This window comes from Dyadobacter sp. CY345 (genome assembly GCF_021502725.1).
GTDB lineage: Bacteria > Bacteroidota > Bacteroidia > Cytophagales > Spirosomataceae > Dyadobacter.
This window is the reverse complement of record NZ_JAKFFS010000003.1, coordinates 443691-469483: the sequence shown is the minus strand read 5'-3', so window position 1 is coordinate 469483 and position 25793 is coordinate 443691. Positions and strand designations below refer to the sequence as shown.

General features: G+C 40.7%; 20 protein-coding genes. 8 read left to right on the top strand and 12 right to left on the bottom strand.

All coding sequences use genetic code 11. The annotated features are described in order from the left end of the window. Positions 1 to 26: 26 nt before the first annotated feature. The 3 genes from hisF to hisH all read right to left on the bottom strand — a co-directional run bounded on the left by hisF (position 27) and on the right by hisH (position 2214). Positions 27 to 803, bottom strand: a complete 777-nt coding sequence (gene hisF / locus L0657_RS15870; protein ID WP_235151763.1) for an imidazole glycerol phosphate synthase subunit HisF — start codon at positions 801 to 803, stop codon at positions 27 to 29. Between the two features lie 4 nt (positions 804 to 807). Then, positions 808 to 1530: a 1-(5-phosphoribosyl)-5-[(5-phosphoribosylamino)methylideneamino]imidazole-4-carboxamide isomerase gene (gene hisA / locus L0657_RS15865; RefSeq protein WP_235151762.1), complete on the bottom strand. Its 723-nt coding sequence runs from the start codon at positions 1528 to 1530 to the stop codon at positions 808 to 810. A 96-nt stretch (positions 1531 to 1626) separates the two neighbouring features. Further along, on the bottom strand, positions 1627 to 2214 hold the full coding sequence (gene hisH, locus L0657_RS15860; protein WP_235151761.1) for an imidazole glycerol phosphate synthase subunit HisH: 588 nt from the start codon (positions 2212 to 2214) through the stop codon (positions 1627 to 1629). Between the two features lie 407 nt (positions 2215 to 2621). Here hisH and L0657_RS15855 point away from each other — a divergent pair, with 407 nt between their 5' ends. From L0657_RS15855 to L0657_RS15820, 8 genes are all read left to right on the top strand, one after another. Further along, positions 2622 to 4043 (top strand): M14 family zinc carboxypeptidase, encoded by a 1422-nt coding sequence (locus L0657_RS15855; RefSeq protein ID WP_235151760.1) that lies wholly within the window; start codon positions 2622 to 2624, stop codon positions 4041 to 4043. Positions 4044 to 4184: 141 nt separating this feature from the next. After that, a complete protein-coding gene (locus L0657_RS15850) occupies positions 4185 to 5666 on the top strand; it encodes a M14 family zinc carboxypeptidase (protein WP_235151759.1) in 1482 nt (493 codons plus the stop codon). A 190-nt stretch (positions 5667 to 5856) separates the two neighbouring features. Then, entirely contained in the window at positions 5857 to 8751 is a 2895-nt protein-coding gene (locus tag L0657_RS15845) for a TonB-dependent receptor (protein ID WP_235151758.1), read from the top strand. 72 nt (positions 8752 to 8823) lie between these two features. Continuing rightward, positions 8824 to 10494: an IPT/TIG domain-containing protein gene (locus tag L0657_RS15840; RefSeq protein WP_235151757.1), complete on the top strand. Its 1671-nt coding sequence runs from the start codon at positions 8824 to 8826 to the stop codon at positions 10492 to 10494. A 217-nt stretch (positions 10495 to 10711) separates the two neighbouring features. Further along, positions 10712 to 11332 (top strand): HupE/UreJ family protein, encoded by a 621-nt coding sequence (locus tag L0657_RS15835; RefSeq protein WP_235151756.1) that lies wholly within the window; start codon positions 10712 to 10714, stop codon positions 11330 to 11332. A gap of 29 nt (positions 11333 to 11361) precedes the next feature. Continuing rightward, positions 11362 to 13740, top strand: coding sequence for a M1 family metallopeptidase (locus L0657_RS15830; RefSeq protein ID WP_235151755.1), 2379 nt, complete (start codon positions 11362 to 11364; stop codon positions 13738 to 13740). A 178-nt stretch (positions 13741 to 13918) separates the two neighbouring features. Next, positions 13919 to 15073, top strand: coding sequence for an ATP-binding protein (locus L0657_RS15825; protein ID WP_235151754.1), 1155 nt, complete (start codon positions 13919 to 13921; stop codon positions 15071 to 15073). A gap of 19 nt (positions 15074 to 15092) precedes the next feature. Further along, positions 15093 to 16046: a D-2-hydroxyacid dehydrogenase gene (locus tag L0657_RS15820; RefSeq protein ID WP_235151753.1), complete on the top strand. Its 954-nt coding sequence runs from the start codon at positions 15093 to 15095 to the stop codon at positions 16044 to 16046. Positions 16047 to 16069: 23 nt separating this feature from the next. On the opposite strand, the gene L0657_RS15815 is transcribed toward L0657_RS15820, so the two are convergent. From L0657_RS15815 to L0657_RS15775, 9 genes are all read right to left on the bottom strand, one after another. Next, positions 16070 to 17365, bottom strand: coding sequence for an ATP-binding protein (locus L0657_RS15815; RefSeq protein ID WP_235151752.1), 1296 nt, complete (start codon positions 17363 to 17365; stop codon positions 16070 to 16072). Next, positions 17365 to 17691 carry a circadian clock KaiB family protein gene (locus L0657_RS15810; protein ID WP_235151751.1) on the bottom strand — a complete coding sequence of 109 codons (327 nt, stop codon included), beginning with the start codon at positions 17689 to 17691 and terminating at the stop codon, positions 17365 to 17367. Before L0657_RS15810 ends, L0657_RS15815 begins: the two co-directional genes overlap by 1 nt. Then, on the bottom strand, positions 17684 to 18001 hold the full coding sequence (locus tag L0657_RS15805) for a circadian clock KaiB family protein (protein ID WP_235151750.1): 318 nt from the start codon (positions 17999 to 18001) through the stop codon (positions 17684 to 17686). Before L0657_RS15805 ends, L0657_RS15810 begins: the two co-directional genes overlap by 8 nt. Positions 18002 to 18022: 21 nt before the next feature. Further along, positions 18023 to 19735 (bottom strand): circadian clock protein KaiC, encoded by a 1713-nt coding sequence (kaiC, locus tag L0657_RS15800; protein WP_235151749.1) that lies wholly within the window; start codon positions 19733 to 19735, stop codon positions 18023 to 18025. A 252-nt stretch (positions 19736 to 19987) separates the two neighbouring features. Next, positions 19988 to 23047, bottom strand: coding sequence for a lantibiotic dehydratase (locus L0657_RS15795; protein WP_235151748.1), 3060 nt, complete (start codon positions 23045 to 23047; stop codon positions 19988 to 19990). Positions 23048 to 23123: 76 nt separating this feature from the next. Beyond that, positions 23124 to 23489, bottom strand: a complete 366-nt coding sequence (locus L0657_RS15790) for a hypothetical protein (protein ID WP_235151747.1) — start codon at positions 23487 to 23489, stop codon at positions 23124 to 23126. Positions 23490 to 23516: 27 nt separating this feature from the next. Beyond that, on the bottom strand, positions 23517 to 23654 hold the full coding sequence (locus L0657_RS15785) for a hypothetical protein (RefSeq protein ID WP_235151746.1): 138 nt from the start codon (positions 23652 to 23654) through the stop codon (positions 23517 to 23519). Between the two features lie 185 nt (positions 23655 to 23839). Then, a complete protein-coding gene (locus L0657_RS15780) occupies positions 23840 to 24997 on the bottom strand; it encodes a sensor histidine kinase (RefSeq protein WP_235151745.1) in 1158 nt (385 codons plus the stop codon). A 16-nt stretch (positions 24998 to 25013) separates the two neighbouring features. Further along, positions 25014 to 25790 carry a LytTR family DNA-binding domain-containing protein gene (locus tag L0657_RS15775; protein WP_235151744.1) on the bottom strand — a complete coding sequence of 259 codons (777 nt, stop codon included), beginning with the start codon at positions 25788 to 25790 and terminating at the stop codon, positions 25014 to 25016. Positions 25791 to 25793: the final 3 nt, after the last annotated feature.

Below are 25793 nucleotides of genomic sequence, written 5' to 3'. Positions count from 1 at the left end.
TTTGGCCGTTATCAACAGCGATGAATTTATTTTGTCAAACGCATTGGGAGCGCTTTATTTTGTAAATATTGCTTCAAATCAGGAATATCTATTTCCCGGAAGTGAAAAATACTTGCTGCAAGGCCGGCATCTGCTTTACCTGCTGTGAAAACATCGTAAAAATGTTCCATGTTTCCGGCACCTCCTGAGGCAATGACAGGAATGTTCGCATTGGATGAAATCAACGAGGTAAGTTCCAGCGCAAAACCGTTTTTAGTTCCGTCGGTGTCCATAGAAGTCAGCAAAAGTTCGCCTGCTCCACGGTCTTCAACTTCTTTTGCCCAGGCAATTGTGCGGAGTTCGGTAGGTTTTCTGCCTCCGTGGGTATGCACAATATGCTCAAAAACACCTTCACTGGTTTCAACGTAACGGGTATCAATGGCGACTACTATGCATTGGCTTCCGAATTCCAAAGCGAGCTCATTGATCAGGTCGGGATTACGAACGGCAGAAGAATTAATAGAAACTTTATCGGCCCCCGCATGAAGCAAAGCCGATACATCCGCGATAGAAGAAATTCCACCGCCAACCGTAAAAGGAATATTAATGGTATGCGCCACGCGCCGAACCAGATCAATAAAAGTAGAACGACCTTCAACAGTTGCTGCGATATCCAGATAAACCAGCTCGTCGGCGCCTTGTGCGGCATAAAGTGCGCCAAGTTCCACCGCGTCACCTGCATCACGCAGATTTACGAAATTGACCCCTTTTACCGTACGCCCGTCCTTTACATCAAGACAGGGAATTATTCTTTTTGTCAACATATTTTTAAGCTAAAAATCGTTGTAAATCGGTTAGACTTATACGGTTTTCATAGATTGCTTTCCCTATGATCACTCCATATATGTTCATTTCAGCAAGTTTTTCAACATCTTCCAAACCACTGATACCGCCACTTGCGATAATTTTCAGGTCAGGACATTTATCCTGCAAGTTTTTATATAAACCGAAAGAAGGACCTTGTAAAAGTCCGTCTTTGGCGACATCGGTGCTGATGGTATATTTTACACCTTTTTCAACATATTCCTCGACAAAGTCATAAACCCAAAGTTCTGTTCCTTCTTCCCAGCCGCTTACTGCCACTTTTTCGTTTTTGGCATCAGCACCCAGGATGATTTTTTCTCCGCCATAACTATCCAGCCAGCTTTTGAATAAATCCGGCTGTTTCACGGCTACACTTCCGCCTGTTACCTGCTTGGCACCACTCTCAAAAACTACACGAATATCTTCCTCCGACTGAACACCGCCACCGAAATCGATATGCAAAGAGGTTTGCGTGGCGATCTTTTCAAGCACTTTCCAATTGACAACTTTTTTGGCTTTTGCTCCGTCCAAATCGACAAGGTGTAATCTTGTCAAACCGGCATCCTGAAATTCCAACGCAACTTCAAGCGGATTTTCGTTGTATATCGTTTTTTTACCGTAATCTCCTTGCGTCAGACGGACACACTTTCCGTCGATCATGTCTATGGCTGGTATTATCTGGATCATGTTTTGTGGTCGTAATGATATCCCGATTCATGCCGATATCCGATTCACAGGCCGGTGGCCTGTGTTGAGATATGTCGGCCTTTCAGGCCTTGTTGGTTACAGTTTCAGGAAATTTTCTAATATTTTTTGTCCGACGTCACCGCTGATTTCGCAGTGAAATTGGGCGGCGTAGAAGTTATCTTTATGCAGCATCGCACTGAATGGATTTATATAATCGCAAGTTGCTACCGTGTATTCACAAACCGGCGCAGCATAACTATGCACAAAATATACGTATGCGTCGTCGATCAGATTTTCTGTGAGCGCTGATTTGTAGTTGGTAATGTTATTCCAGCCCATGTGCGGAACTTTCATCCCAGGCGTTGCCGGAAATCTTTTAACGTCAACGTCGAAAATCCCCATGCAAGTTGTATTATTTTCCTCTGAAAAACGGCACATCAGCTGCATGCCTACGCAGGTTCCCAGAACAGGCTGCGTTAAGGTTGGAATAAGTTTGTCAAGTCCTTTTTCTCTCAGATAACTCATCGCCGTGCTTGCCTCCCCTACTCCCGGAAAAATCACTTTATCCGCAGAACGTATTTCTGCTTCGTCGTCTGTGTACAAATAATCAACGCCAATTCGGTCGAGCGCATACATCACAGACTGCACATTTCCCGCATTGTATTTGATAATAACGGTTTTCATTCGTTTCGGATTAAGATTATGCCGGGACAATTATATAAAAAACTTCAATGACAAACTGAAATTCAAAATCTCAGCAAAAATAAAGCCCGATTCGTTTGAGGAATCGGGCTTCTGGGATACTATGTATTCAACCTTATTACAACACTACTTGCAAAAACACATCACCCAAGACGCCCGGAAACCAAATGGTTTTGATGAAAATGATGATATGTTTCAGCTCTTAACATGCTGCAAATATATGTAAAGTTTGTTACAGAATGGAACAATTTTTGCAAAAATTCTGCATTAAACATAAAGAAATTGTACGACCGGTATTGAAGATTGTTTTTACTTTTACCAGTGTAAACGTAAAAATTTCAACAACTGCCTGATTACATTTATTTTACAGATTTGCCACATACAAATTCATGAATTTGAAAACTGCTTTTGAAAATAATCTCTATACCTCCTATCCGCTCTTTCGCGAGACTTCATTGCAGAATAGGCGTTTCAAACAAGACTCGGTCATTCGTTTAATTGAAAAAAGGAAAGGCGATCCGGCTTATGAAATAAAACAGGTTGGAGAGTCTTTCGAAGCTCGTCCGATTCACTGTATCAAAACAGGAACCGGTCCGCGGAAAATATTACTTTGGAGCCAGATGCACGGCGATGAGCCGACCGCGACCATGGCGATATTTGACATTTTAAACTTTCTGGAAGGAAAAAATGACGGATTTGACGAGGCGCGTAATTTAATTTTGTCGGAGACTTCACTTTATTTTGTTCCGATGTTAAATCCGGATGGAGCGGAACGTTACCAAAGAAGAAATGCTCAGAATATTGATATCAACCGCGACGCTTTGCATCTGCAAGCTCCCGAATCGAGGATTTTAAAAGAATTACAACAAACGCTTCAACCTGAGTTCGGATTTAATTTGCATGATAAAAATCCGCGTTATTCTGTCGGAAATACTCCAAAACTTGCAACAATTTCCTTTCTGGCCACGGCATATGACCATGAGAAAAATGTAAATCCTGTCCGCGAAAAATCAATTCAGGTTATCACCGGAATGAACCGGATGTTGCAGAACTATATTCCAAACCAGGTCGGAAAATGGAATGAAGATCACGAACCGCGCGCTTTTGGCGACAATATTCAAAAATGGGGAACATCCCTGATCCTGATCGAATCGGGCGGATATGTTGGCGACCCTGAGAAACAGTATATCCGGAAACTGAATTTCATGGCTATTTTATCCGGACTGTATTCGATTGCAGAAAATTCATACGTAAATGAAGGGAGGGAAGTTTATTATGCTCTGCCGGAAAATAGTCGTTATATCTTCGACCTTTTAATAAAAAACGTAAATGTAACACAGGACGGAAAAACTTTTCAGGCCGACTTTGGTATTGATCGCAGCGAGGTAAATTACGAGAACGCTACGAAATTTTTCTATCAAAGTAAGATTGAAGACTATGGAGATCTTTCTATCTTTTTTGGAAGCGAAGAGTTTGATGCCACAGGATATACTTTGGAAAAAGGAAAAGTACTTTCCGTTGATTATGATAACATCCATGATCTTGATAAGATTGACCCATGGTCTTTACTGAAAGACGGTTATACTTTCATTAAAATGAAACCTGATTTCACCTTGTCAGGAGTTTCGGACACCCAGCTTCCTTTACATATATTAAGAAACAGATCCGAGCCGGCAGCAGCTCCTACTTTTGAAGACATTGCAACTTTTACGCTTACTAAAAACAGTGAAGTGAAATATGCTGTCGTCAATGGATTTATTTATGATTTAGCAGCTGAAAACACCGCTTTTTTTAATGGAATTGTTGAGTGACTTTCTTTTTGTGAACGTTCCACGCAAAGAAAATTAAGGTAAAAGCAAAGATTAAGAGGTTTTCTTCGTTGAGAGACCTAGCGGTCTTCGCGTTTAACCCGCGCGGTCCGCTTTTTTGCTTTGCATGAAACAAACAAGATTATGAAGTATTTACTCACCCTCCTTGTCGTAGTTTGTCAAATACAATTAACCTTTTCCCAGTCCAATGACCTGGCTGAAAGGTTGATGAAATCTCACGAAAAATATAAAGAAACAACAATAAAGAACCGGCGTTTCAAGCATAAGGATATTCAGCCATTAATCTCTAAAAGGCGTACGAACGATGCTTACGAAATTTCCAAAGTTGGCGAATCCTTTGAAGGACGTAGTATTTCCATGATTAAAGTTGGGAAAGGGCCACACACGATTATGGCCTGGTCGCAAATGCACGGCGACGAACCGACTGCCACGATGGCCACTTTCGATATCTTGAACTTTCTGGAGGGAAAAGGTGACGGTTTTGATAAATTAAGAAAAACCATACTGGACAGCACGACCATCTATTTTGTCCCAATGCTGAATCCCGATGGCGCAGAAAAATACCAACGAAGAAACGCGCAGGGGTTTGATTTGAACAGAGATGCCATGTTTCTTCAGGCACCTGAATCCAAAATTTTAAAAGACCTGCAAAGCAAAATTAAACCGGAATTTGGCTTTAACCTGCACGACCAGGGGCCAAGATATTCGGCAGGACGTTCTGAGAAAAAGGCTACTATCTCCTTTCTTGCCACGGCATATGATTATCCAAGATCAATTAATTCCGTAAGAGAAAAATCAATGCAGCTGATCGTTAAAATGAACCGCGATCTTCAGCAATTTATTCCTGGACAAGTCGGCAGATATGCAGATGACCACGAACCGCGTGGTTTTGGGGATAATTTTCAAAAATGGGGTACAACCTTGATTTTAATTGAATCGGGTGGATATGCCGGAGATCCTGAGAAACAGTATATCAGAAAACTAAATTTCATGTCACTACTCACGGCATTCGAGGCCGTTGCAGATCGTAGTTACGCCAAAGAAGATAAAGTAAATTACGAAAATATCCCCGAGAACGGAAGGTCACTTTTCGATCTGATTGTACGCGGTGCAACAATAACGAAAGGTGATAATACATACCTTTCGGATCTTGGAATAAATCGTAATGAAGTTAACTATGCCAATGCCAGCAGATTTTATTATGCTGCCAGAGTTGAGGATTACGGAGATCTTTCGACGGTTTTTGGTACCGAGGAAATTAACGCGTCAGGACTAACACTCGCTGCGGGAAAAGTTTATCCAACTGCACTAAACAACATTCAGGAATTGCAAAAATTAAACCCGAAAGAATTGTTCAGACAAGGATATCTTTATATAAAACTAGCCTCAACTGACTCCGAAAAATTACCGCTTTCGTCATTATATGAATCACCATTCCACTTCTTAGAGCGAGGAAAATTGCCACCCGGAACCTCGCCGGAACTTGGAAGTACCGGCACTTTCCTCTTAAAAAAAGGTAACATTGTGAAGTATGCGGTAGTCAACGGATATGTTTACGACTTGGAAAAGTTCAAAACCAGCAGTGGTAATGGTTTTATTGAATAACACGCCGGAAAGGCAAAAATGCCTCTATCTCTTTTTAAAGACATATTCTTGTCGAACAAATGCCACAAATGCGGTAAATAATTGATTTACAGTGATAATTGCAATTCTTAAATAACCAAGCCATAATATTGAGTTAACATTGAGGTAACATTGGGTGGGTACTTTTGCTGTCGAAAAATTGACACCCAATATGAAAACAAAACTTTTTACCCTCTGTTTATTTCTACTTGCTGCTTCAACAGCATTCGCTGGTCCCGGTTCTATCCGCGGTATGATTAAAGACGCCAAAACTAAGGATGCACTAATTGGTGCGACTGTCATGGTCGAAGGCACACAACTCGGCGCAGCCGCAGACGTAGACGGAAGTTTTACAATTGCAAATGTTCCCGCAGGCACGCACAAGATTATTATTTCATTCGTTTCTTACAAGACCAAAGAAATTCCGAACGTAAGAGTTGAATCCGGAAACACCACCGTTATTGATACGGAAATGGATGAAGAAGGAACAGCATTGCAGGAAGTTGTGGTTCGCGGTGCAAGAGCTACCAATACAGAGGTAGCCGTTATCAGCGAAATCAAACAACTTAAACCGATCGCTGTTGGTATTTCCGCACAACAAATTCAGAAATCGCAGGATCGCGATGCCGCAGCAGCCATTCGCCGTGTTCCTGGCGTAAGTATTGTTGACAACAGATTTGTAATGATTCGTGGTCTGGGATCACGCTACAATGCTGTTTTGATCAACGATGTTATCACACCTTCATCTGAGGTTGATACCCGTTCTTTTTCTTTTGACCTTGTTCCAAGTAATATCATTGACCGGATGATTGTATACAAGTCCGGATCAGCTGAATCGCCTGGTGATTTCGCCGGTGGTATCATCAAGATTTACACAAAACGCCGTCCGGATCAAAATTTCATGGACGCAGCTGCAACAATCGGGTATAGAGGCAACACTACTTTCGCTGACGCGCAGACACATACTCGTGGAGGTGCCAATCTTCTTGGGTTGTGGAGCAAAGATCAGATTTTGTCCAGCGCTTTCCCTACAAGATCTGCTGATTTCAATGTATTGAGTAATGAAGAGAGAGCGTCATTCGGACGACTTTTTCCAAATAACTGGGCATTGAAAAATGTTAACATCGCTCCTGATTTGCGCTTTGCATTCAACATGGGCAAGCGTTTTGAGATTGGCAATGTAGATGTAAGTAATATCACAAACATTAATTACTCTTTAACGAATCAACGTGCTGATGTAGGTTTGACCTTATATCAAAACGGTGTGATTGCAAATGAAGTAGCTGAAAAATATACTGATGACAACTACCAACGTCAATCACGAATCGGTATTCTGCACAATTGGACTCTGCGCTTCTCTCCTGTTTTCACGATGGAGTGGAAGACTTTATTTAATCAGCTTGGTAATACTGAAACGGTTGTTCGTAATGGTCAAAAAGTAATTGATGGCTACGATGCACTTAGTTATTCTCAAAGATTTGAAAATAGAACCATCGTGACAACGCAGGTTTCCGGTGATCATAAATTCGGAGATTTGACAAAACTTAACTGGATCACAGGATTTGGTTACACAGGTCGGTGGGAGCCCGACTGGAAAAGAATTCGTTTTCAAAGGATTACCGGAGCAACTGGCAGCGATGGGCAGCCTGCGCCGTTTGCAGCAGTAACACCAAATGATCCGACAGCCAACGAAGTTGGACATTTCTTCTCAAAACTAGGAGAACGCGTTCTGACACTTTCGGTAAACGGAGAGCACGCTTTTGGCAATCCATCGGATCGTGAGCCTAACCGCCTTCGCTTCGGAATTTACGGAGAAAGAAAAGATCGTGATTACTCGGCTCATTTTTATGGATACAATAACATTGGAAATGCAAGCGCAATACTTACGCAAGGACTTGGTACCATTTTCTCTCCTGAAAATGTAAATGGCCAAACCGGCGGACTTACAATTAAAGACGGAACAAGAGATCTTGATTCTTATCAGGGAATAAACAATTATGGTGCTGCATACATCAGCGGAGATCTTAATTTCGGAAGCAAAGCCATAGCAACAATCGGTTTTCGCGGTGAATATAACAACCAGCAATTGCACTCTTATATCGTAAACGAAAGGAGAGAACTAGTGAATAACAAGATTTTCATCCCTCTTCCTTCTTTAAACTTCACGTATAAGGTTTCTGAAAGACAGAATTTAAGATTCGCTTTTTCTTCAACGCTGAATCGTCCTGAATTCCGTGAACTTGCTCCTTATGCTTATTATGATTTCAATCTTCAAGCAGATATCCGCGGAAACACAACCTTAAAAACAGCAAAGATTCAAAATATTGATGCGAAGTGGGAATTTTACCCAACACCTAATGAGCTGATTTCTGTTACTGGTTTTTACAAACATTTTAAAGATCCAATCGAATCGTTTCTTCTTCCTGTCGGTGGTAATGGCCTAGCTTACACTTTCATAAATGCAGCTTCGGCACAAAACTATGGTATCGAACTTGAAGCGCGCAAAGGGTTTGCAAATGCAACAAGTCCATTTATCCAAAACCTTTCATTGGTTGGTAATGTGTCCTTTATCAAGAGTACTGTAAACCTTGGAGATTTTATTCAAGGACCTGATTTGGGCGGAGAAATTCAGAATTATGACCTGACTGGTCTTACTGACAAAAAACGTCCGATGGCAAACCAGTCTCCATATCTTATCAATGCTGGACTATACTACGCTGATCCGGCATCCGGATGGCAGTGGAATATTCTTTACAATGTTTTTGGACAACGCATTTTTGCAGTTGGAAACCAAAACAACCCGACAGTTTACGAGACGCCAAGAAATGTGATTGATCTGAATATCAGCAAAAGAATAAAGGAAAATCTGGAAATCAGACTTGGTATTCAGGACATACTCAACCAACCGGTTCGCTTTGCACAAGACTTCAATCGTGATGGTAAAATCGGAAAAGACGTTACTTCGACTACTGCAAACGCAGATCAGGACATACGCAAATTTAAACGCGGAAGTTATTTCACCCTGACTGCTGCTTACACATTCGGAAGAAGAACAGTAATTCCTTAATAAGTACTTCAATCAAATTAATTCAACCAGTCAATAATAATTATCCTTTTTGCAAACCAATTTAAATTCCCTATGAAGATTTTAAAAAAACAGTTGTACTTTTTATTCCTCCTGGGAGGTATGTTTGCCGCAACGACGTCATGTAAAAATGATGATGAACCAACTGCAAGTGAAGAAGTACTTGCTGTTAAATCCATTGCTCCCGCTAATGGACCGGCTGGTACAAAGGTGACAATCACAGGTACAAAATTTGACCCGACACCTGCAAACAATACGGTGTTATTTAATACAACACCAGCAGTAGTTAGCGCTGCAACAACGACAACTCTTGAAGTTACAGTTCCTGCGGGAGCTACAAGTGGTCTTGTATCAGTAACAGTAGGTGGAAAAACAGTTAAAAGTGCTTCTAACTTTGAACCAACAGCTCGCGCAGTTGTAGAAAAAACAGGTGAGATCGCAGCTAACGAAACTTGGACTAAAAACAATATCTATTTGTTGAGAGGTTTTGTGTACGTCAAAAGTGGTGTAACATTGAAAATCGAAGCTGGTACAATCATTAAAGGTGGTGGTATCGCATTGGATCCAGCCGGACAGGGCAAAGGTGGTACGCTTATCATCAATGCTGGCGCTAAAATCGATGCAGTTGGAACTGCAACTGAACCAATCGTATTTACTTCAAATGCAGCACCGGGTGCACGTAAGTATGGTGACTGGGGAGGAATTGTAATCTTTGGAAAAGCCCCTCACAACCAGTTGGCTAGTAAAGGAGCAGAAGGTGGAATTTCAGGACAGTTAGGTGCTGATAACATCGCTGATGACAACTCAGGTAAATTACAATATGTACGTATCGAATTCCCAGGTATTGCACTTACAGCTGGTAATGAGATCAACGGTTTAACACTTTATGCAGTTGGTTCAGGTACAACAATTGACCACGTTCAGGTTTCATATGCTGGTGATGATTCTTTCGAATGGTTTGGTGGAACAGTAAACGCTAAAAATTTGGTTGCTTTCCGTGGCTTTGATGACGATTGGGATACTGACTGGGGTTTCACTGGTAAAGTACAATATGCTTTGTCATTACGTGACCCTGAGTATGCGGATCAGTCTGGTTCGAATGGTTTTGAATCTGATAACTTCTCTGGATCAGGTGAACCTGCAACCGGACCTAACAACGGTATGCCGTTAACTGCTCCTGTATTTGCTAACGTAAGTAACTTTGCTTTCTCTGGTACGCCAAGCAATACACAGGCATCAGGAAGTGGTCCATACCAATCAGCAATGCACCTTCGTCGTAATACGAATATCTCCATCCTTAACTCTGTTTTTGCAGGATATCCAGAAGGTCTTCGTCTTGACGGCGCAAACACATTGGCACATGCGACAGCAGGAACATTGGATCTGAGAGGAATTGTTTTGGCAAACACTACAATACCAGTACGCGGAGATCGTGGAGCAACTGGGGTATCTGATGCACAAGCAACAGCTTATTTCAGCGATGCAGTTCGTAAAAATACTATTCTTACGGACGCTTCTACATTGCTTTTGAATGCTGATAACTTCAAACTTGCAACTCCTAAATTCTTGCCACAAGCAACATCTCCTCTATTGAAGGACGCTGTTTGGGATGGCAAAGGAGCTGATGCATTCTTTACAAAAGAAGTGTTCAGAGGTGCGTTTGGAACAACAGACTGGACTACAGGCTGGACAAATTTCGATCCACAGAACACAGTTTACAACTAATCAGAATATTAATAATCTTATATAATTGGTGTCAGAATTTAAAAAAACCGGAGGCGTTTGCTTCCGGTTTTTTTTGTTGTTTGATAAACCCTGTAACTTCCAATTTCTCTCAAACTTGTTTTCCTCTGCCGAATGAAATAACTTCGGAACTTTGTTTTAACAAGTATGCGAATGGCTACATTCCTTCTCACCTAACCCATCAAATAAATTCCTTTTCATGTCCGAATTTCAAGCCTACCTGCAATTGGGTTTCGATCATATTACAGATTCCAATGGTTACGACCATATCCTGTTCATCGTTGCGCTTTGTACCATTTACACGCTGATTGACTGGAAAAAAGTTATCATTCTTGTTACAGCTTTTACGATCGGGCATTCCATCACGCTGGCATTGTCGACCATGGGTATGATTTCGATCCGCCCTGATGTGATCGAATTGTTGATTCCGATCACGATACTTTTTACGGCTACCCTAAACTTCTTTCACAAAAACCCTAAAAGCTCTTACGTAAGAGAAAAAACGTACAGTTCACGTTATCCGATCGCGCTGACTTTCGGACTTATTCACGGTCTTGGATTTTCCAATTATCTCCGAGCACTGCTTGGTAAGGAAGCCGATATTGTTGAGCCGCTTTTAGGTTTCAATGTCGGACTGGAATTAGGACAACTCATTATCGTATTTGTAATTTTGGCAATCGCTTTTGTAGCCATAGAATTACTCCGGTTATCCAAACTAAGATGGAATGATATTATCTCGGGAATTATTGTTGGTATGGCAATATCATTGATCATTAATAATCAGCTTTTTAGAGAAATCTTAGGATTATCCGTAAATTAATCGCACAATTAATAACACTCCAATTATTTATGAAAAACCTGTTTCTACCCTTTTTACTGCTGCTATCTCTGGCAATTAATGCTCAGCAGTTTCCCACTTCACCAAACTACAAGGCCAACGACCGCTTCGAGCAGTTGGGGACAGTACTTCCAACACCAAATACCTACCGGGCAGCATCTGGAGCACCAGGAAAAGAGTACTGGCAGATGCGTGCGGATTATGACATCAAAGTAGAACTGGATGATGACAAACGTCGCATCATCGGTTCTGAAAACATTACATTTTACAATAATTCTCCGGATGAACTGAAATACATCTGGCTGCAATTGGAGCAAAACCTGTTCAAAAAAGACGGTATCGGCGCGACAAGCCGCACGGGAACGATCAATGAAAAAGGGATGAGCACTACCCAGCTTCAGGGATTAAATAACGGTCGTGGTTCTAATCTTGATCCTAAAACTGAATACGGTTACGAAATCTCGAAAGTAAAAGACAAGGCAGGAAATCCGCTAAAATATACCATCAACAACACGATGATGCGTATCGATTTGCCGACTCCTCTAAAACCAGGTATGAGCGTTGTTTTTGGTGTGGATTGGGCTTACAATATCACCGAATACTATGGCCGCAGCGGATATGAGTTTTTCCCGAAAGACGGAAATGCAAATTATTTCATCGCACACTGGTTCCCTCGTCTGGCACCTTATGATGATGTAAACGGATGGACCCACAAGCAGTTTTTAGGACAAGGTGAATTTGCTTTGATCTTCGGAAATTATAAAGTTGCGATTACCGCGCCAGCCGATCATATCGTGGCAGCTTCCGGTGAATGCCAAAACTACGCGCAGGTATTGACCGCTACGCAGAAACAACGTTTGAAGCAGGCTGAAACTTCAAAAACACCTGTAATTATTGTTACGCAGGCTGAGGCTGAGAAAGCTGAGAAACGTGAAAATAAATCGGTTGGTAAAAAAACATGGTTATACAAAGCGGACAACGTTCGTGATTTCGCGTTTTCAAGTAGCCGTAAATTTATCTGGGATGCTATGCAAAGCGACGTTTATAAAAACGGTAAGAAAATCTGGTGTATGTCATTTTATCCAAAAGAAGGAAATCCGCTTTGGGAACAATATTCGACCCGTGCCGTTGCCCATACTTTGAAATCTTACGGTAACCGTACTTTTGAATATCCTTATCCGGTTGCGATTTCCTGCCATTCCACATCTGGCGGTGGTATGGAATATCCGATGATCAGCTTTAATGGTGGTCGCCCGGAAGAGGACGGAACTTATAGCGAGCAGGTAAAATATGGTATGATCGGGGTAATTATTCACGAAGTTGGTCACAACTTTTTCCCGATGATCGTGAACTCTGACGAACGTCAGTGGGCCTGGATGGACGAAGGTTTGAATACTTTTTGCCAATATCTGGCTGAAAAAGAATGGGATTTCAATTATCCGACACGCCGCGGCGAGCCGATGTTTATCACAGACTATATGTCTTCCGACAAATCGGTATTATCTCCGATTATGTCATCTGCCGAAAATGTGATCGGTCTTGGGCCAAATGCGTATGCGAAACCTGCAACGGCTTTGAATATTTTGCGTGAAACCGTCATGGGCCGTGAATTGTTTGATCATGCTTTCAAGGAATATGCAACACGCTGGAGATTTAAAAGCCCGACGCCATCAGACTTTTTCCGTACTATGGAAGATGCTTCCGGTGTTGATCTTGACTGGTTCTGGAAAGGCTGGTTTTATGGTGTAGAACCTGTTGATCAGGATTTGGTAAGTGTTAATTGGTTTAGTGTGGATACGCAAAATCCTGAAATTGAAAAGGAAATTGCGCGTAAAGAAGCCATGGCGAAAGGACAGACGATCAGTAAAATCCGTGATGCGGCTGATAAGTCCAAAACCGTAGTTGCACAGGATTCAACGATGAATGATTTTTACAATTCATACGATCCATATAAAGTGACTGAGGCAGACAAGCAGAAATACGAACAATATCTTGCTTCATTATCACCTGCGGAAAAGGACCTGGTTCAGAAACATACCAATTTTTATACGCTTGCAATCAAAAATAAAGGTGGTTTACCAATGCCTGTAATCGTTAAAATGGGCTTTGAAGATGGAACAGATTCATTGGTAACTTTCCCTGCCGAAATCTGGCGCTTCAACGATCAGCAGATTAATAAAGTTGTTTCGACATCTAAAAAAGTGGTGCAGTGGACATTGGACCCTTACTATCAGATCGCCGATATCGACACTGAAAATAATTCATTCCCTCGTGTTGCAAAACCAACGCGCTTCCAGATCTTCAAACAATCACAAATGCGCCGTCCGCAAAATCCTATGCAGCAGCAGGGAGCAGGTGCGGGCAAGGTTGGCGGAGAGCCTAAAAATTAGTAGAACTTATTTCAATTAATAAAAAAATCCCTTTTGGTGCTGATCATACCAGAAGGGATTTTTTATGTAATTTCAAAGTTGTACTTATGTAATTTCAAAATAGATTTTATGTAATTTCAAAGTAGAAGCTATGTAATTTCAAAATAAGAACCTATCTTTATGAAAAGAAGCAGGACCCATGAGCTTTATAACCAGAGATATAACATCAGTAATCAATCAACAAAAGGACAAATATCCTGTCATTGCTGTAACTGGTCCACGGCAATCAGGAAAGACAACACTTTTAAAAAATATATTTAAGGATTACGAATATATTTCCCTCGAAAATCCGAATAACAGATCCTTCGCAACAGATGACCCGGTTGGATTTTTGAATCGGTATAACAAGAATGTAATCATTGACGAAGCTCAGCAAGTGCCGGTTTTATTTTCTTATATACAAACCCTGGTTGACGAAAGTCAAATAATGGGTCAGTTTATAATTTCCGGATCTCAGAACTTTCAACTGTTGAATAATATAACCCAAAGCCTGGCCGGCAGAGTTGCGTTATTCAAATTACTACCATTTGATTTCGGAGAGATGAAGTCAGAAAATTTGCTTGCAGATAATTATTTGGACGTTTGTATCAATGGATTTTACCCTGCAATCTATGACCGTTCCATTAATCCGACAATTTTCTATGCCAACTATATTCAAACCTATGTAGAGCGCGATGTCACAAAGCTGGTAAATATCAGAGACACCAGGCAATTCAGAGTATTTTTAGGTTTGTGTGCTGCCCGTACCGGACAATTATTGAACCTCAATTCCCTGGCCAACGAATGCGGCATTTCGCAACCAACTGCCCGGGCATGGGTTTCCATTTTAGAAAGCAGTTATATTATTTTTCAGCTTCAGCCATTTTACCAGAACTTCAATAAACGAATTGTGAAAAGTCCCAAGCTTTATTTTTATGATACAGGCCTGCTTTGTCACATTTTAGGAATTAAATCAAGCGACGTATTAAGCAATAATCCGTTAAAAGGCAATATATTCGAAAACCTGATCGTGGCAGAATTCCATAAGAAAAACGAGCATAAGTATCTTCACAAAGACTACTGGTTCTGGCGCGATTCTAACGGACACGAAGTTGATCTTTTGAATCAAAATGGAAATTCGTTTGACATTTTTGAAATTAAATCAACCGAAACGATCATGTCTGAACAGTTTAAGGCTATGAACTATTTCGAAGAAATTGCCCGTCCAAATGTGGGGAAAAAAACCCTTATATATGGCGGAAATGAAAATCAAGAAAGAACGAATCATCTAGTTTTAGGATGGAAAAATATTTAAAACGCCAATCAGCTACCCTATGAACATTGTTATCCTCGACGGCTATACATTAAATCCGGGCGACCAGGACTGGGCGCCCATTCAATCTTTGGGAAATGTAACAGTTTACGATCGCTCTGCCCCTGAACAGATTGTTGAAAGAGCAATTGATGCCGATGCTGTTTTGGTCAATAAGGTAATTATGAACGATAATATTTTAAGTCACTTACCCAAGCTGAAATATATCGGCGTTTGCGCCACTGGATATAACAATATCGACATAAAATCAACGAGCAAACTTGGGATCGTTGTCACAAATGTCAAGGCGTATGGCACTAAATCAGTCGCGCAGCATACTTTTGCTTTACTCTTAGCGCTGGTAAACCATATCGAACTACATAGTCAAAGTGTCAGAGATGGCGACTGGGCAGCCTCCGCGGACTTTTGTTATTGGAAAACGCCTTTGGTAGAGTTAGCAGGAAAAACAATCGGTTTGGTTGGATTGGGAGATATTGGTTCACAGGTAGCGAAGATTGCGCTAGCCTTTGGAATGAACGTGATTGCTTATCGCAAAAATCCTGAACAGACTCACGATACCGATATAGAAATGGTATCTCTTGAAACGCTCTTTAAACAAAGTGATGTGATAAGCCTGCACTGTCCACTGACTGAAGAAACTAAAAACCTGATCAATGCAGAAAGGTTATCATGGATGAAACCGACTTCGTATTTATTAAATACCGGGCGCGGCCCACTGATCAATGAAGAAGATCTTGCAAAAGCACTAAACAACAAAACGATCGCAGGCGCAGGACTGGATGTGCTTTCCTCGGAACCACCAAAAGCCGACAATCCATTATTAACAGCTCCGAATTGCATCATCACGCCACATATCGCCTGGGCGTCATTTGAAGCAAGAAAAAGGTTATTGCAAATGGTAGCAGATAATCTGGCTGCTTTTATAAGTGGAGAAACTACTAATGTCGTGGAATAAGAGCAGAAAATGATACGGATCAGTTAACTATTCGTATCATTTCCTCCATCCACTTTTTGGTTATATGGCAGACTGACGATGAATTCAGAACCTACATTTTCTGTACTATTTGCGGTGATCGTTCCGTTATGTTTGTCCAAAATCTTTTTCGTAATAGCAAGACCGATACCTGATCCTTCGTATTTGTCTTTGGTATTCAGTCTCTGAAATAACGAAAATATTTTATCCCCATACTTCTCATCAAAGCCAATACCATTGTCGGAAACGGAAATCCTGCAAATAGCTTCTTCAAAGCCTGACTGCTTATTTTCTTCGACAGTTTTGATTTTAATAACAGGTAATCTATCAGGTTTTGAGAATTTCAGTGCATTCCCGATAAGGTTCTGAAAGACCTGTCTGATCTGACCTTTGTTTGCTTCAATGGAAGGAAGTTCTCCTACTTCAAAAGTCGCTCCTTTTTCCGCAATCAGAATCTCAAAATCTTCTAAAACTTCATTGATAACGACATTTAATTCAACCGGTTCAAAGTGATTGTAATTCACTGATAATCCAGAGTAAGTCAAGATATCAATGATCATGGTTTTCATTCTGCCCGACGAAGCGATGATTTTTTCCAGATATAGACGGCTTTCTTCCGGCAACTCGTGCGTATGGCGACTTTTTAATAACCCGGAAAAAATAAGAATTTTTCTCAGAGGCTCTTGTAAGTCATGTGAAGCTACGGAAGCAAACTGCTGCAAATCATGATTACTTATCTCCAGCGCAGCATTCGTACTTTCCAGTCTTTCATTGTTCAGTTTAAGTAAACGCTGAATCTCTTTTTGGTAAGAAAGATCTGTAATAATGATACTCAGGGAAACTCCTTCGTCCAGTTCAAGCGTCGTCACAGAAAGCTGACAAGGGATCAGGCTGTCGTGGCTGCTGATAGAAATCTCGAATTTCCCGTCCTGCGACCAGCCTTTTCTAAATATTTCCTTATAAACGTCCAAACACTCCGGCGCTATAAAATTGTCGAATGAAAGTCCGATTACCTTGGAAAGTGGAACGTTAACCATCGTCGCGAACATGGAATTACAGTACATAATAATTCCATCGTGATTTAACGTAACAGCCCCCTCGTTCATTTTTTCTATAAATACCCGGTAAGTCTGATCAGCCGTTTTAAGCGTATAGAGTTCGTGCCCATCTTCCTTTTTAACAACCAGTGCATCGATCTGGCCTGTGCGTATAGCATGAATTATATCGGTAGCTTCTTCAAGTTGCCAATGCAGGCTTGAATTTTCCTCTAAAAGCTGATCGTACGTTTTTACTGGATTCATTAAATATTACTAAAAAGTCCTAACCCGTTTAGCACCCTCTTGGTGTCAGACATATCGCCAATAAGCCTCCTCTCGGGTAAAGGAAAACTTTTTATCAATAACGGTAATGCAATTAACTGTTCTCTCTCTGCAACCTCTTTTTGCTGATAAACATCAATTATTTCTAATGTATATCGATCTGCAATGTACTCCTCACATATCTGTTTAATATTACTGATCGCCCTGACAGAATTTGTCGAGGCTCCGGTTATAAATAACCGTAAAACATATTTGTCGTCTTCGCCGATAATATCGTCCATTTGATATGGGCCTAGAGGTTCATTCATTCAATTCTCCTCGCAGGGCGGTTTTCGCCGGGCGGATATTCAAGCCGACCAGCACCTTTTCCTCATTAGACAGGTCACCAATAATCTTTCTGATCGGTTCCGGTACTTTTTTTACCAACGTCGGAATGGCCAGAATCTGGTCTCCTTCCGCAAGCTGAGGGTGAACCAGCAAATCTATAACTTCAATGATATATTTATCTTTTAAATGCTCTTCGCAGTATTTTTTCAAATTGCTTAAAGCATTGACCGACTTTGTTGTCTTACCGGCTACATAGAGTCGTAACTCCCAAATTTCTTCTGTTGATTCCATAGGTTTTTCTGACTGCCAAAATTATTCTTCTTCGCCAGCTTTACGGATTGTTTGCTCTTTTTGTTTTTCTATTATTTCCTTTTTAAGCTGATCCTCGACATAGCTTTTATTCAGCTGATCCTGCACCGAGTCAAACTCTTCCATTAAACTGGCGATTTTTGCTTCCAGTACTTTTCTCTTCCTGTCAATTTCTATGTCTTTCATATTTAGGGCATGCTTGCGTAAAACGTCGCCCGTTACTTCCTGTAAGCGTTGCGCTTCTCTCGCCGATCCTGTCAAAACACCTTCCGGGCCCAGATAAACATCAACCAGACTCAATCCTTCATCAGAAATAACAAACTCCCGTACCTGGTTTGAGTGTTTCATCCCTCTTGATTTCATTACATACATACCGCGGTTCCGCTCACCGTTAAATTCAAGATCTCTGACCAAAAGCCAGGCATCAACCAATGATGATACACCTTCATCCGTCTGTTCATTGATGATATTGTTGAGCGTAAGCGCTGTAAACATCACTGTAATTTGCTCCGATTGTAGAAAATCGATCAACCGGATCAGCATTGTTTTCACTTCACTGACCGATCCAACCGTAATGAGATTGGTTATTGGGTCTAGTATAACCGTTTGAGGTTTGAACTCTTCGACCAGATTATGAATCACAACCAAGTGCATTTCCAGTCCATTCAATGTCGGCCGAGCAGCATGAAATTTAAGCAGTCCATTATCTACATGATCTTGAAGCTGTATGCCTATTGACTTCATATTTCGGATAATCTGCTTCGGCGATTCTTCAAAAGCAAAAAAGATACATCGCTCTCCGCGGTTGCATGTCTGATTAGCGAAATAGCCTGCAATACTCGTTTTTCCAGTACCAGCCGTTCCCGAAACCAGTATACTGCTCCCCTTAAAAAAGCCCAACCCTCCCAGCATAGAATCGAGAGAAGGAATTCCAGAAGATATCCTTTCAGCTGAAACTTCATGATTTAAGGTCAGCGACGTGACCGGCAAAACAGAAATACCATTTTGATCAATCAGGAATGGATATTCATTGGTTCCATGTACCGAACCTCTATATTTTACAATACGCAATAATCGCGTCGAGATCTGATTGGTTACCCGATGGTCCAAAAGAATTACACAGTCCGAGACATATTCCTCCAAACCATGACGTGTGTATGTTCCGTCGCCTTTTTCTCCTGTAATGATTGTCGTGACATTCTTACTTTTTAACCATTGAAACAGGCGTCGCAATTCTGCCCTGATTATTGCCTGATTATTTAAACTGGCAAAAAGATTCTCAATAGTATCCAAAACCACCCTTTTCGCACCAATGCTATCAATAGCATGGCCTAGACGGATAAAAATCCCATCCAGATCATACTCTCCGGTTTCTTCAATTTCGCTTCTTTCGATGTAAACGTGATCAAGTTTAACCAACTTATCTTCCTGTAATTTTTCAAGATCGAAACCTAACGACGCCACATTTACAGCAAGCTCGTCAGCCTTTTCTTCAAAAGCCATAAACACACCCGGTTCGCCAAACTCCATAGCTCCGCGAACAATGAATTCCATGGAGAACAAAGTTTTCCCACAGCCTGCTCCGCCACAAACCAAAGTTGGACGATCCTTTGGGAGACCTCCCTCTGTGATTTTATCAAACCCAACAATACCCGTTGGAGATTTCGGCAACAGCTTCACCGTTGCGTCTGGATTATGAGAATATTTTAAACTCATTTAAGTCAGAATTTTGCAGTTTTAGAAAGGCTTACGCGTTGTAACAATTCATTGAACCCTGTGGCAATAATTATGCCTGGAGAAGATCAGCCGCATAAAAAGACCAATACGGTGAGATTCGAAAATACTGTTAACGAGTTTTAATCTGAGTTTCAACAGCTATTGATAAACCTAAACGTTCGCCAATTTGTCTTGATATTTGCTTTTGAAGTTCAAATTCGAAAAATATGGCCGTTCCGGTTGATTATTCTGTTAAATAAAACGCTTTCTCGATTTTTCTGAGGCATATTGTTTGGCAAGACAATGGTAAATAATCAACTCATATGCCCGCGGCTTAGATGGGAACAACCGATTAACCGTCATGTGAATTAGGCTTCCTATAATCGCCGACAGTTGAGTTTTTTCAGGAACGTTTTCTACCAGCTGTTTTAAGTAACGGTTTTCACTATTTGTAACCTGCTGATCTTTTATCAAAATTGTCTCCATCATAGGTCTGAAGAATCTGTACTTCTCACCTAATTGCTTCCTCAGATCGCTATGGCCATTAAATTCATTGAAAAAACTTTCTTTCAATTTTTCTAACAGCTCATATCGTGCAGCAAAAGTGAAGTCAGCACCTGATAATAATTGATTGATCTGTTTTATCGCGAAAAGGAAGCGCTCATGCTCGTCAAAACCGATGTCAGAATAATGCAAGAATTCTAAAATAGTCATACTGTCCTGGTGGAATAGCGTTTCGCATAATGCTATTTGTTCTTTCCCATACCGTTCTAACTCTCTCGTATAGGTGTCTACCTGAATTTTGTAGACAATTTCCCCAGTTAAATTTTTTTGTAACGCATTCTCGATAACATTGATTACCTGCTGGTAAAAATCCTTCCGATGACTGTTATAAAAGCGTAATCTTAAATGCGAATCGGGATCAGCGAAGCGTATAAAGAAAAATTTTTCTATGATGTTTTCATCCAACAACTGTTTGATAACAGGATACAAATCACGGATTAAAATAGCTTCGCCTGTTTTCTCGCCGGAATAAATTTTTAGGTATAACCATTCGCTTCCGATCGAAAATCTTCGCTGCACTTCGTTATTATTTTGGATTGAAAAACCAGGAATTGGCGCAGCCTGATCGTTCCAGAACGGGATAACAATTTCACTTACATATTTACGTCCATTATGTTCAAGAAAACAATTTTCCCGAATACCCAAAAACTCTTTGATCGAGACTATTTTTTCTCTCTGAAAAGCCTGAATAAGTAATTGCAACGAGAAAGGAATAGCCCTATCGACAAACAATTCATTATCTCCTGAAACAATTACAAACCTTTCCGGTACTCGCTTCTGAGCCAGTTTTTGAACAACCTCTGCCAGGCTTATGCCTTTAAATTCACTTGCGCTTAAAACCCAACTGGCCCGGTTTAAAATAGTTCCCTGATATTTTACTTGCGGAAGAAAATTCTGGTCCGACAAAAAATCCCAGTCAAATTTTAAGTTTAAATGCGCATCCTGATGCTGCAAATCGCATAAGAAACGATAGATTGGCAAGCCCGTTTTGTAGTTATGCGCATTTGACAACCGAGGTATAACCCGTTTATTCAGCCGCTTCGACCTTAAAACCACTGTTCCCCGCCGAACTGAAACCAATAAATCCTGAACTGGTATTTGATAATCGGTCTCTACAGAAGCTTTTCCCATATACGGAATCTCATATTGATACAAGGATGGCCGTGCCATGATGTTGCCCGCGCGGGAATCCGGGCAATAGATAATTTCAGCAAAGATCACATCAGGATTCTGAAATTGCTCCTGTTTTGCACATTGCTCCAAATGAGCCAGCAAATCCGTACTTCCCTCGTAAAACCTACTGATAATGTTAACCGCCGAAGGTCCGTTGCAAACAACCAAATTAAATGTGAAATCGCCTTCATCCAGATTCTCAGAAGAGTTGGCTAACAGATTGCCAAACGCATAAAAGTTATGGGCTTCCGGTATTTTATCTGCCTTGTGTCTGGCAATAAAAGAAAGATCTTCATCCGTCAATTCTACAATAGCCGAATTTTCTTTAATGGCTCTGGTATACTTTTCGAGAACAAATTTTTGCCACCAGCCAGCGGTATTTTTAGTTTGAGAATTTTCTGCGGACGGGAATATCAGGTCGTCAATCATGGGTGTATATCCAGCTCCCAAAGCTGATAAAGAGCCATATCCAACCCCTGTTTCCTGGTCAAGAACTGTTACAAGCGAAATTTCCTCATCCTCATACCGAGCACTGAATTTTTGTTTAAAGTCCTGCAAATCCTCATTTAAATATGGCTGATTCAGAACCATTAATTTGGCCAGTGAACGCTGAATCTGCTCAATAACAATCGTCTTTATCTGGCTTTTTGAATAAGAGAAAAAAGTATCTACCTGAATAAAATCCTGTTTAATTGGTCCGGAAATCAGGTTGGTAATGTCCTTCTCGATCTGACGATACATTGCGATCCGATCGCTCTGTTGAGTCAGCGCGGTTTTAACATTTTTTAGTTCAGTAACAATCCCACCGGTATTTTGGAGTGAAGCAAGTTTTGATATGAGCACGTCCAGAAATGCGGGACCGGTAAGGACAGTCTCCAGATCAAAAACGAGAATTTTATTATCTACAAGTTCCTGTATAAATGCCACAGCCTCCGCCGGGTCAATTTCTTCGATAACCAATAAATTCGTTAATTCCCCGATTGTAACTCCATCAGTTGCAGCATTAAAAATCTTTTCTAAATATTCATTCCCCTCAATTGAACTAATAAAATACGTCCGCTGCGAATCCTGAAGAAGCTCTTCAACATATCGAAAATTCTGGCCAATTTTATAGAGCGATGAATTGGGGAAAAGTTTAAGCTGAGACTGAATCAGAGGTTGCTGAAGAATCCATTCCTTGATAGCAATAAGGCATTCAAAATCAATACGTGAGTTTCTTAATAGATGGCTTGATTCTGAAATTTGAAACTGAGTATCAGACCCGATTGCACCTAAAACGCAACCTGAGAATAGGCCATAAGGAGTGCTGCGCGTGCTTGACCTGACAAAATATTTGTATAAGGTACTTTGCAGCTTATCATTTTCAGAAATTTCTCCACCGTTCAGCCAAATCTGGAAGCGCTCGAATAACGCCGGCGAGGCTACAAAAATAGATTCTTGCGCCAGTGGATCCAGATAGTACTTTTTTAATAACGTCTCGGAAGAATTGTCTGAGAGTTGCTTATGAAATTCGTAGAGCTGATCAGCTGACAACGCCGGGCGTCGCAGCAAAAAGAATCCAAAGTGGCGAATCATAACGTTTGAAGTTTATCACCACTAAGTAACAGATATATCTTGTCATTTGTAAACTCAGCAAAGCATAAATGCTGACCTAACTACAAGATACCAGATTTTGAAATTTTCCGATGGCCGACTGAAAGTTGGCCATCGGAAAAGGTTCTTTTAAAAAACATATAGGATTTAAATCATATCCGGTAAAAACATACTCCGGATACGAGGCAGTGATCACTAAGGATTGTTGTCTTCGGAATTCAAATAACATATCTTCTGTAATGATACGGTCCGGCGATGGCAAACTGGCAAAAACCAGGTCATAATCATCCGATTTTAGCATTTGTAGCGCTTCCTCCGAGTATGCCCCTGACCAAACCAGGTCAAGACAATACGTCCGGCGAATATATTTTTCTAAAAGGCTGTCAGCTAGCCACCATCGATTAATCAGAATACAGCGATACATATAATAGTGAGAAAGCTATCCCTTTTATTAGTATAAGAATGAACTCATTGTTGTGATATCCGGCTGTTTCTTACCATTGTTTGAAGCGCTAAGATTTACCAGTCTTTCTTTTTTCAAAACAAGACGGGAAGAAGTAATAACGGGAGTAGCTGATTTGGTTTGCATCGTTTCTTTGGGTTGAATGGGTTGAATAATAAAATGAACGTATATCAGCAGAACCATTTCCGCTGGTTGATGAATCAAATTTATTGGACGTGGTTCCCGATTTCAACTTATTTAGACCTGTGGGTATACGTTTTTCGACCAACTGGGAGGAAATTGGGTTGGTTGATTCGTCGATAGGTCAAAGCTCAGGCCCTGTCGAGTCTGATTCCCATCATAACTTCATACTCATCAGCGGTGTGACGAATGTTAAGGTCATGACGACTTGAATAGAGGAGATTTAATCGCTTCCGGGTGTTGACGAGACCAATTCCACCGGATTTTTTAATTGAAGCCCCGACCGTAAAACTTTTGACACGATCGGGTAAACTGTTTTGTACTGTAAAATATAATATATCATCTTCAATAACGGCAGATACATAGACGTAGGATGATTTTCGACTCAGATTGACACCGTGCTTAAATGCATTTTCAACAAATGAGATTAGTAAAAGTGGTGCGATTTTCAGACCTGCAACGTCTCCATCCATAGCAAAGGAAATCTCAACAAGATTCTGAGGGTGTCTATATTTTTCCAACTCGAGATAGTTTTCAATATATTCGAGCTCTTCCTTCAATGGCACTTTTTCTTCATTCACGCCATACAAACTATATCGCATAAGGTCTGAAAGTTTCAAGACAAGGTCCGAGGCCTGTTCATCAACATCAACTGTTCTGGTATAAATGCTATTGAGCGTATTAAAAAGAAAATGAGGATTGATCTGCGACTTTAAGAAATCCAGCTCCAGGGCCAGGTTATCACGTTCGAGGATCAGGTTTTTTGTCTGGATAAACAAAATATCAGCAAATGCCTTAACACATAAATAGAAAGTTACAATTCCAAAGCTGAAACTGTAATTCCAAAAAGCTATCTTCTGATCCGTGAAACATCCAAACCAGCCATTGTTTTTAATATAACCATAAACATTTTTTACCCAGGTTTCCTGCGTTTTATTAGTCAGATCAAACTTATCGCTATATGGATAAAGCTTGATTATTGAGGCATAATTTGTCCAGTAAATGATAAGAAAGCTCACCAGAAGCCAAATTAAAAAGGGGATGACTTTCTTTTGATAAAGAAATCTTGGAAATACAAAAACGCTTAGGAAATAGTAAATAGTGATAGTTTGAGCAAAAAAGAGAACGCAAAGGAAATTTGTTACAAAGGCATTGTCTTTTGTCAACGGCCCCACTGCCAGGTATTTGCCAATAATCCACGTAAGGATTATCAACAAACCATGCGGTATGATCCGATAAAGATTTTTTTTTGTAAATGCAAAACTCCTCAAACGGGCCATCTTCAGCATTTGGGATCAGAATTGTTTATTTTTTCAATGTTTCCATTACAATTTCCCTGTAGGTAATCCCGATATCAACCTTTTTGCTGTCTGTCGTTACGATCTGGTTACCATCAATTTCTCTGATTGCATTAATTCGAACAATAAAAGACCGGTTGATTCTTAAAAACCTGCCTTCTGGCAGCATACTTTCCATTTTCGACATAGTACTGTGCGTGATAATGGTTCGCTGCGGCAAATGAATTTTTATATAGTCTTTCATTGCCTCTATCAACACAATTTCGTCGGCGATAATCCTTACAAGTTTTTTATCTTCTTTGATAAGCAGGAAATCTCTCCCCGAATTTGTTTCTTTTTTTTGTTGGTTCAAAACTCTTTCCGCTTCTAAAGTATTGGCGTTATAAGATTTTGAAGGAGAGCTTTCACTGGAAAACGCGGGTAACAGTTCTGTCACTTTATTAACAGCGCGTATGAAACGTTCGAATGATACAGGTTTCAGAAGATAGTCTGTTACATGGTATTCAAAACCTTCCACTGCATATTGCGGATAAGCTGTGACCATAATAATCTTGGGATTGTGCCCCTGCATAGCCCTCAAAAACTCAAATCCGGTCATTTCCGGCATTTCAACGTCGAGAAAAATAAGTTCAGGTTTACTAACCTGAACTTGAAACAAAGCATCCACTGCATTGCCAAATTCCCCGGCTAGTTCAAGGTAAGGCACGCGGGAAATAAACTTTTTTAGTAGCTCTCTTGCATCCGGCTCGTCGTCAATGATAAAGCAGTGTATTGTTTTATTCATCGC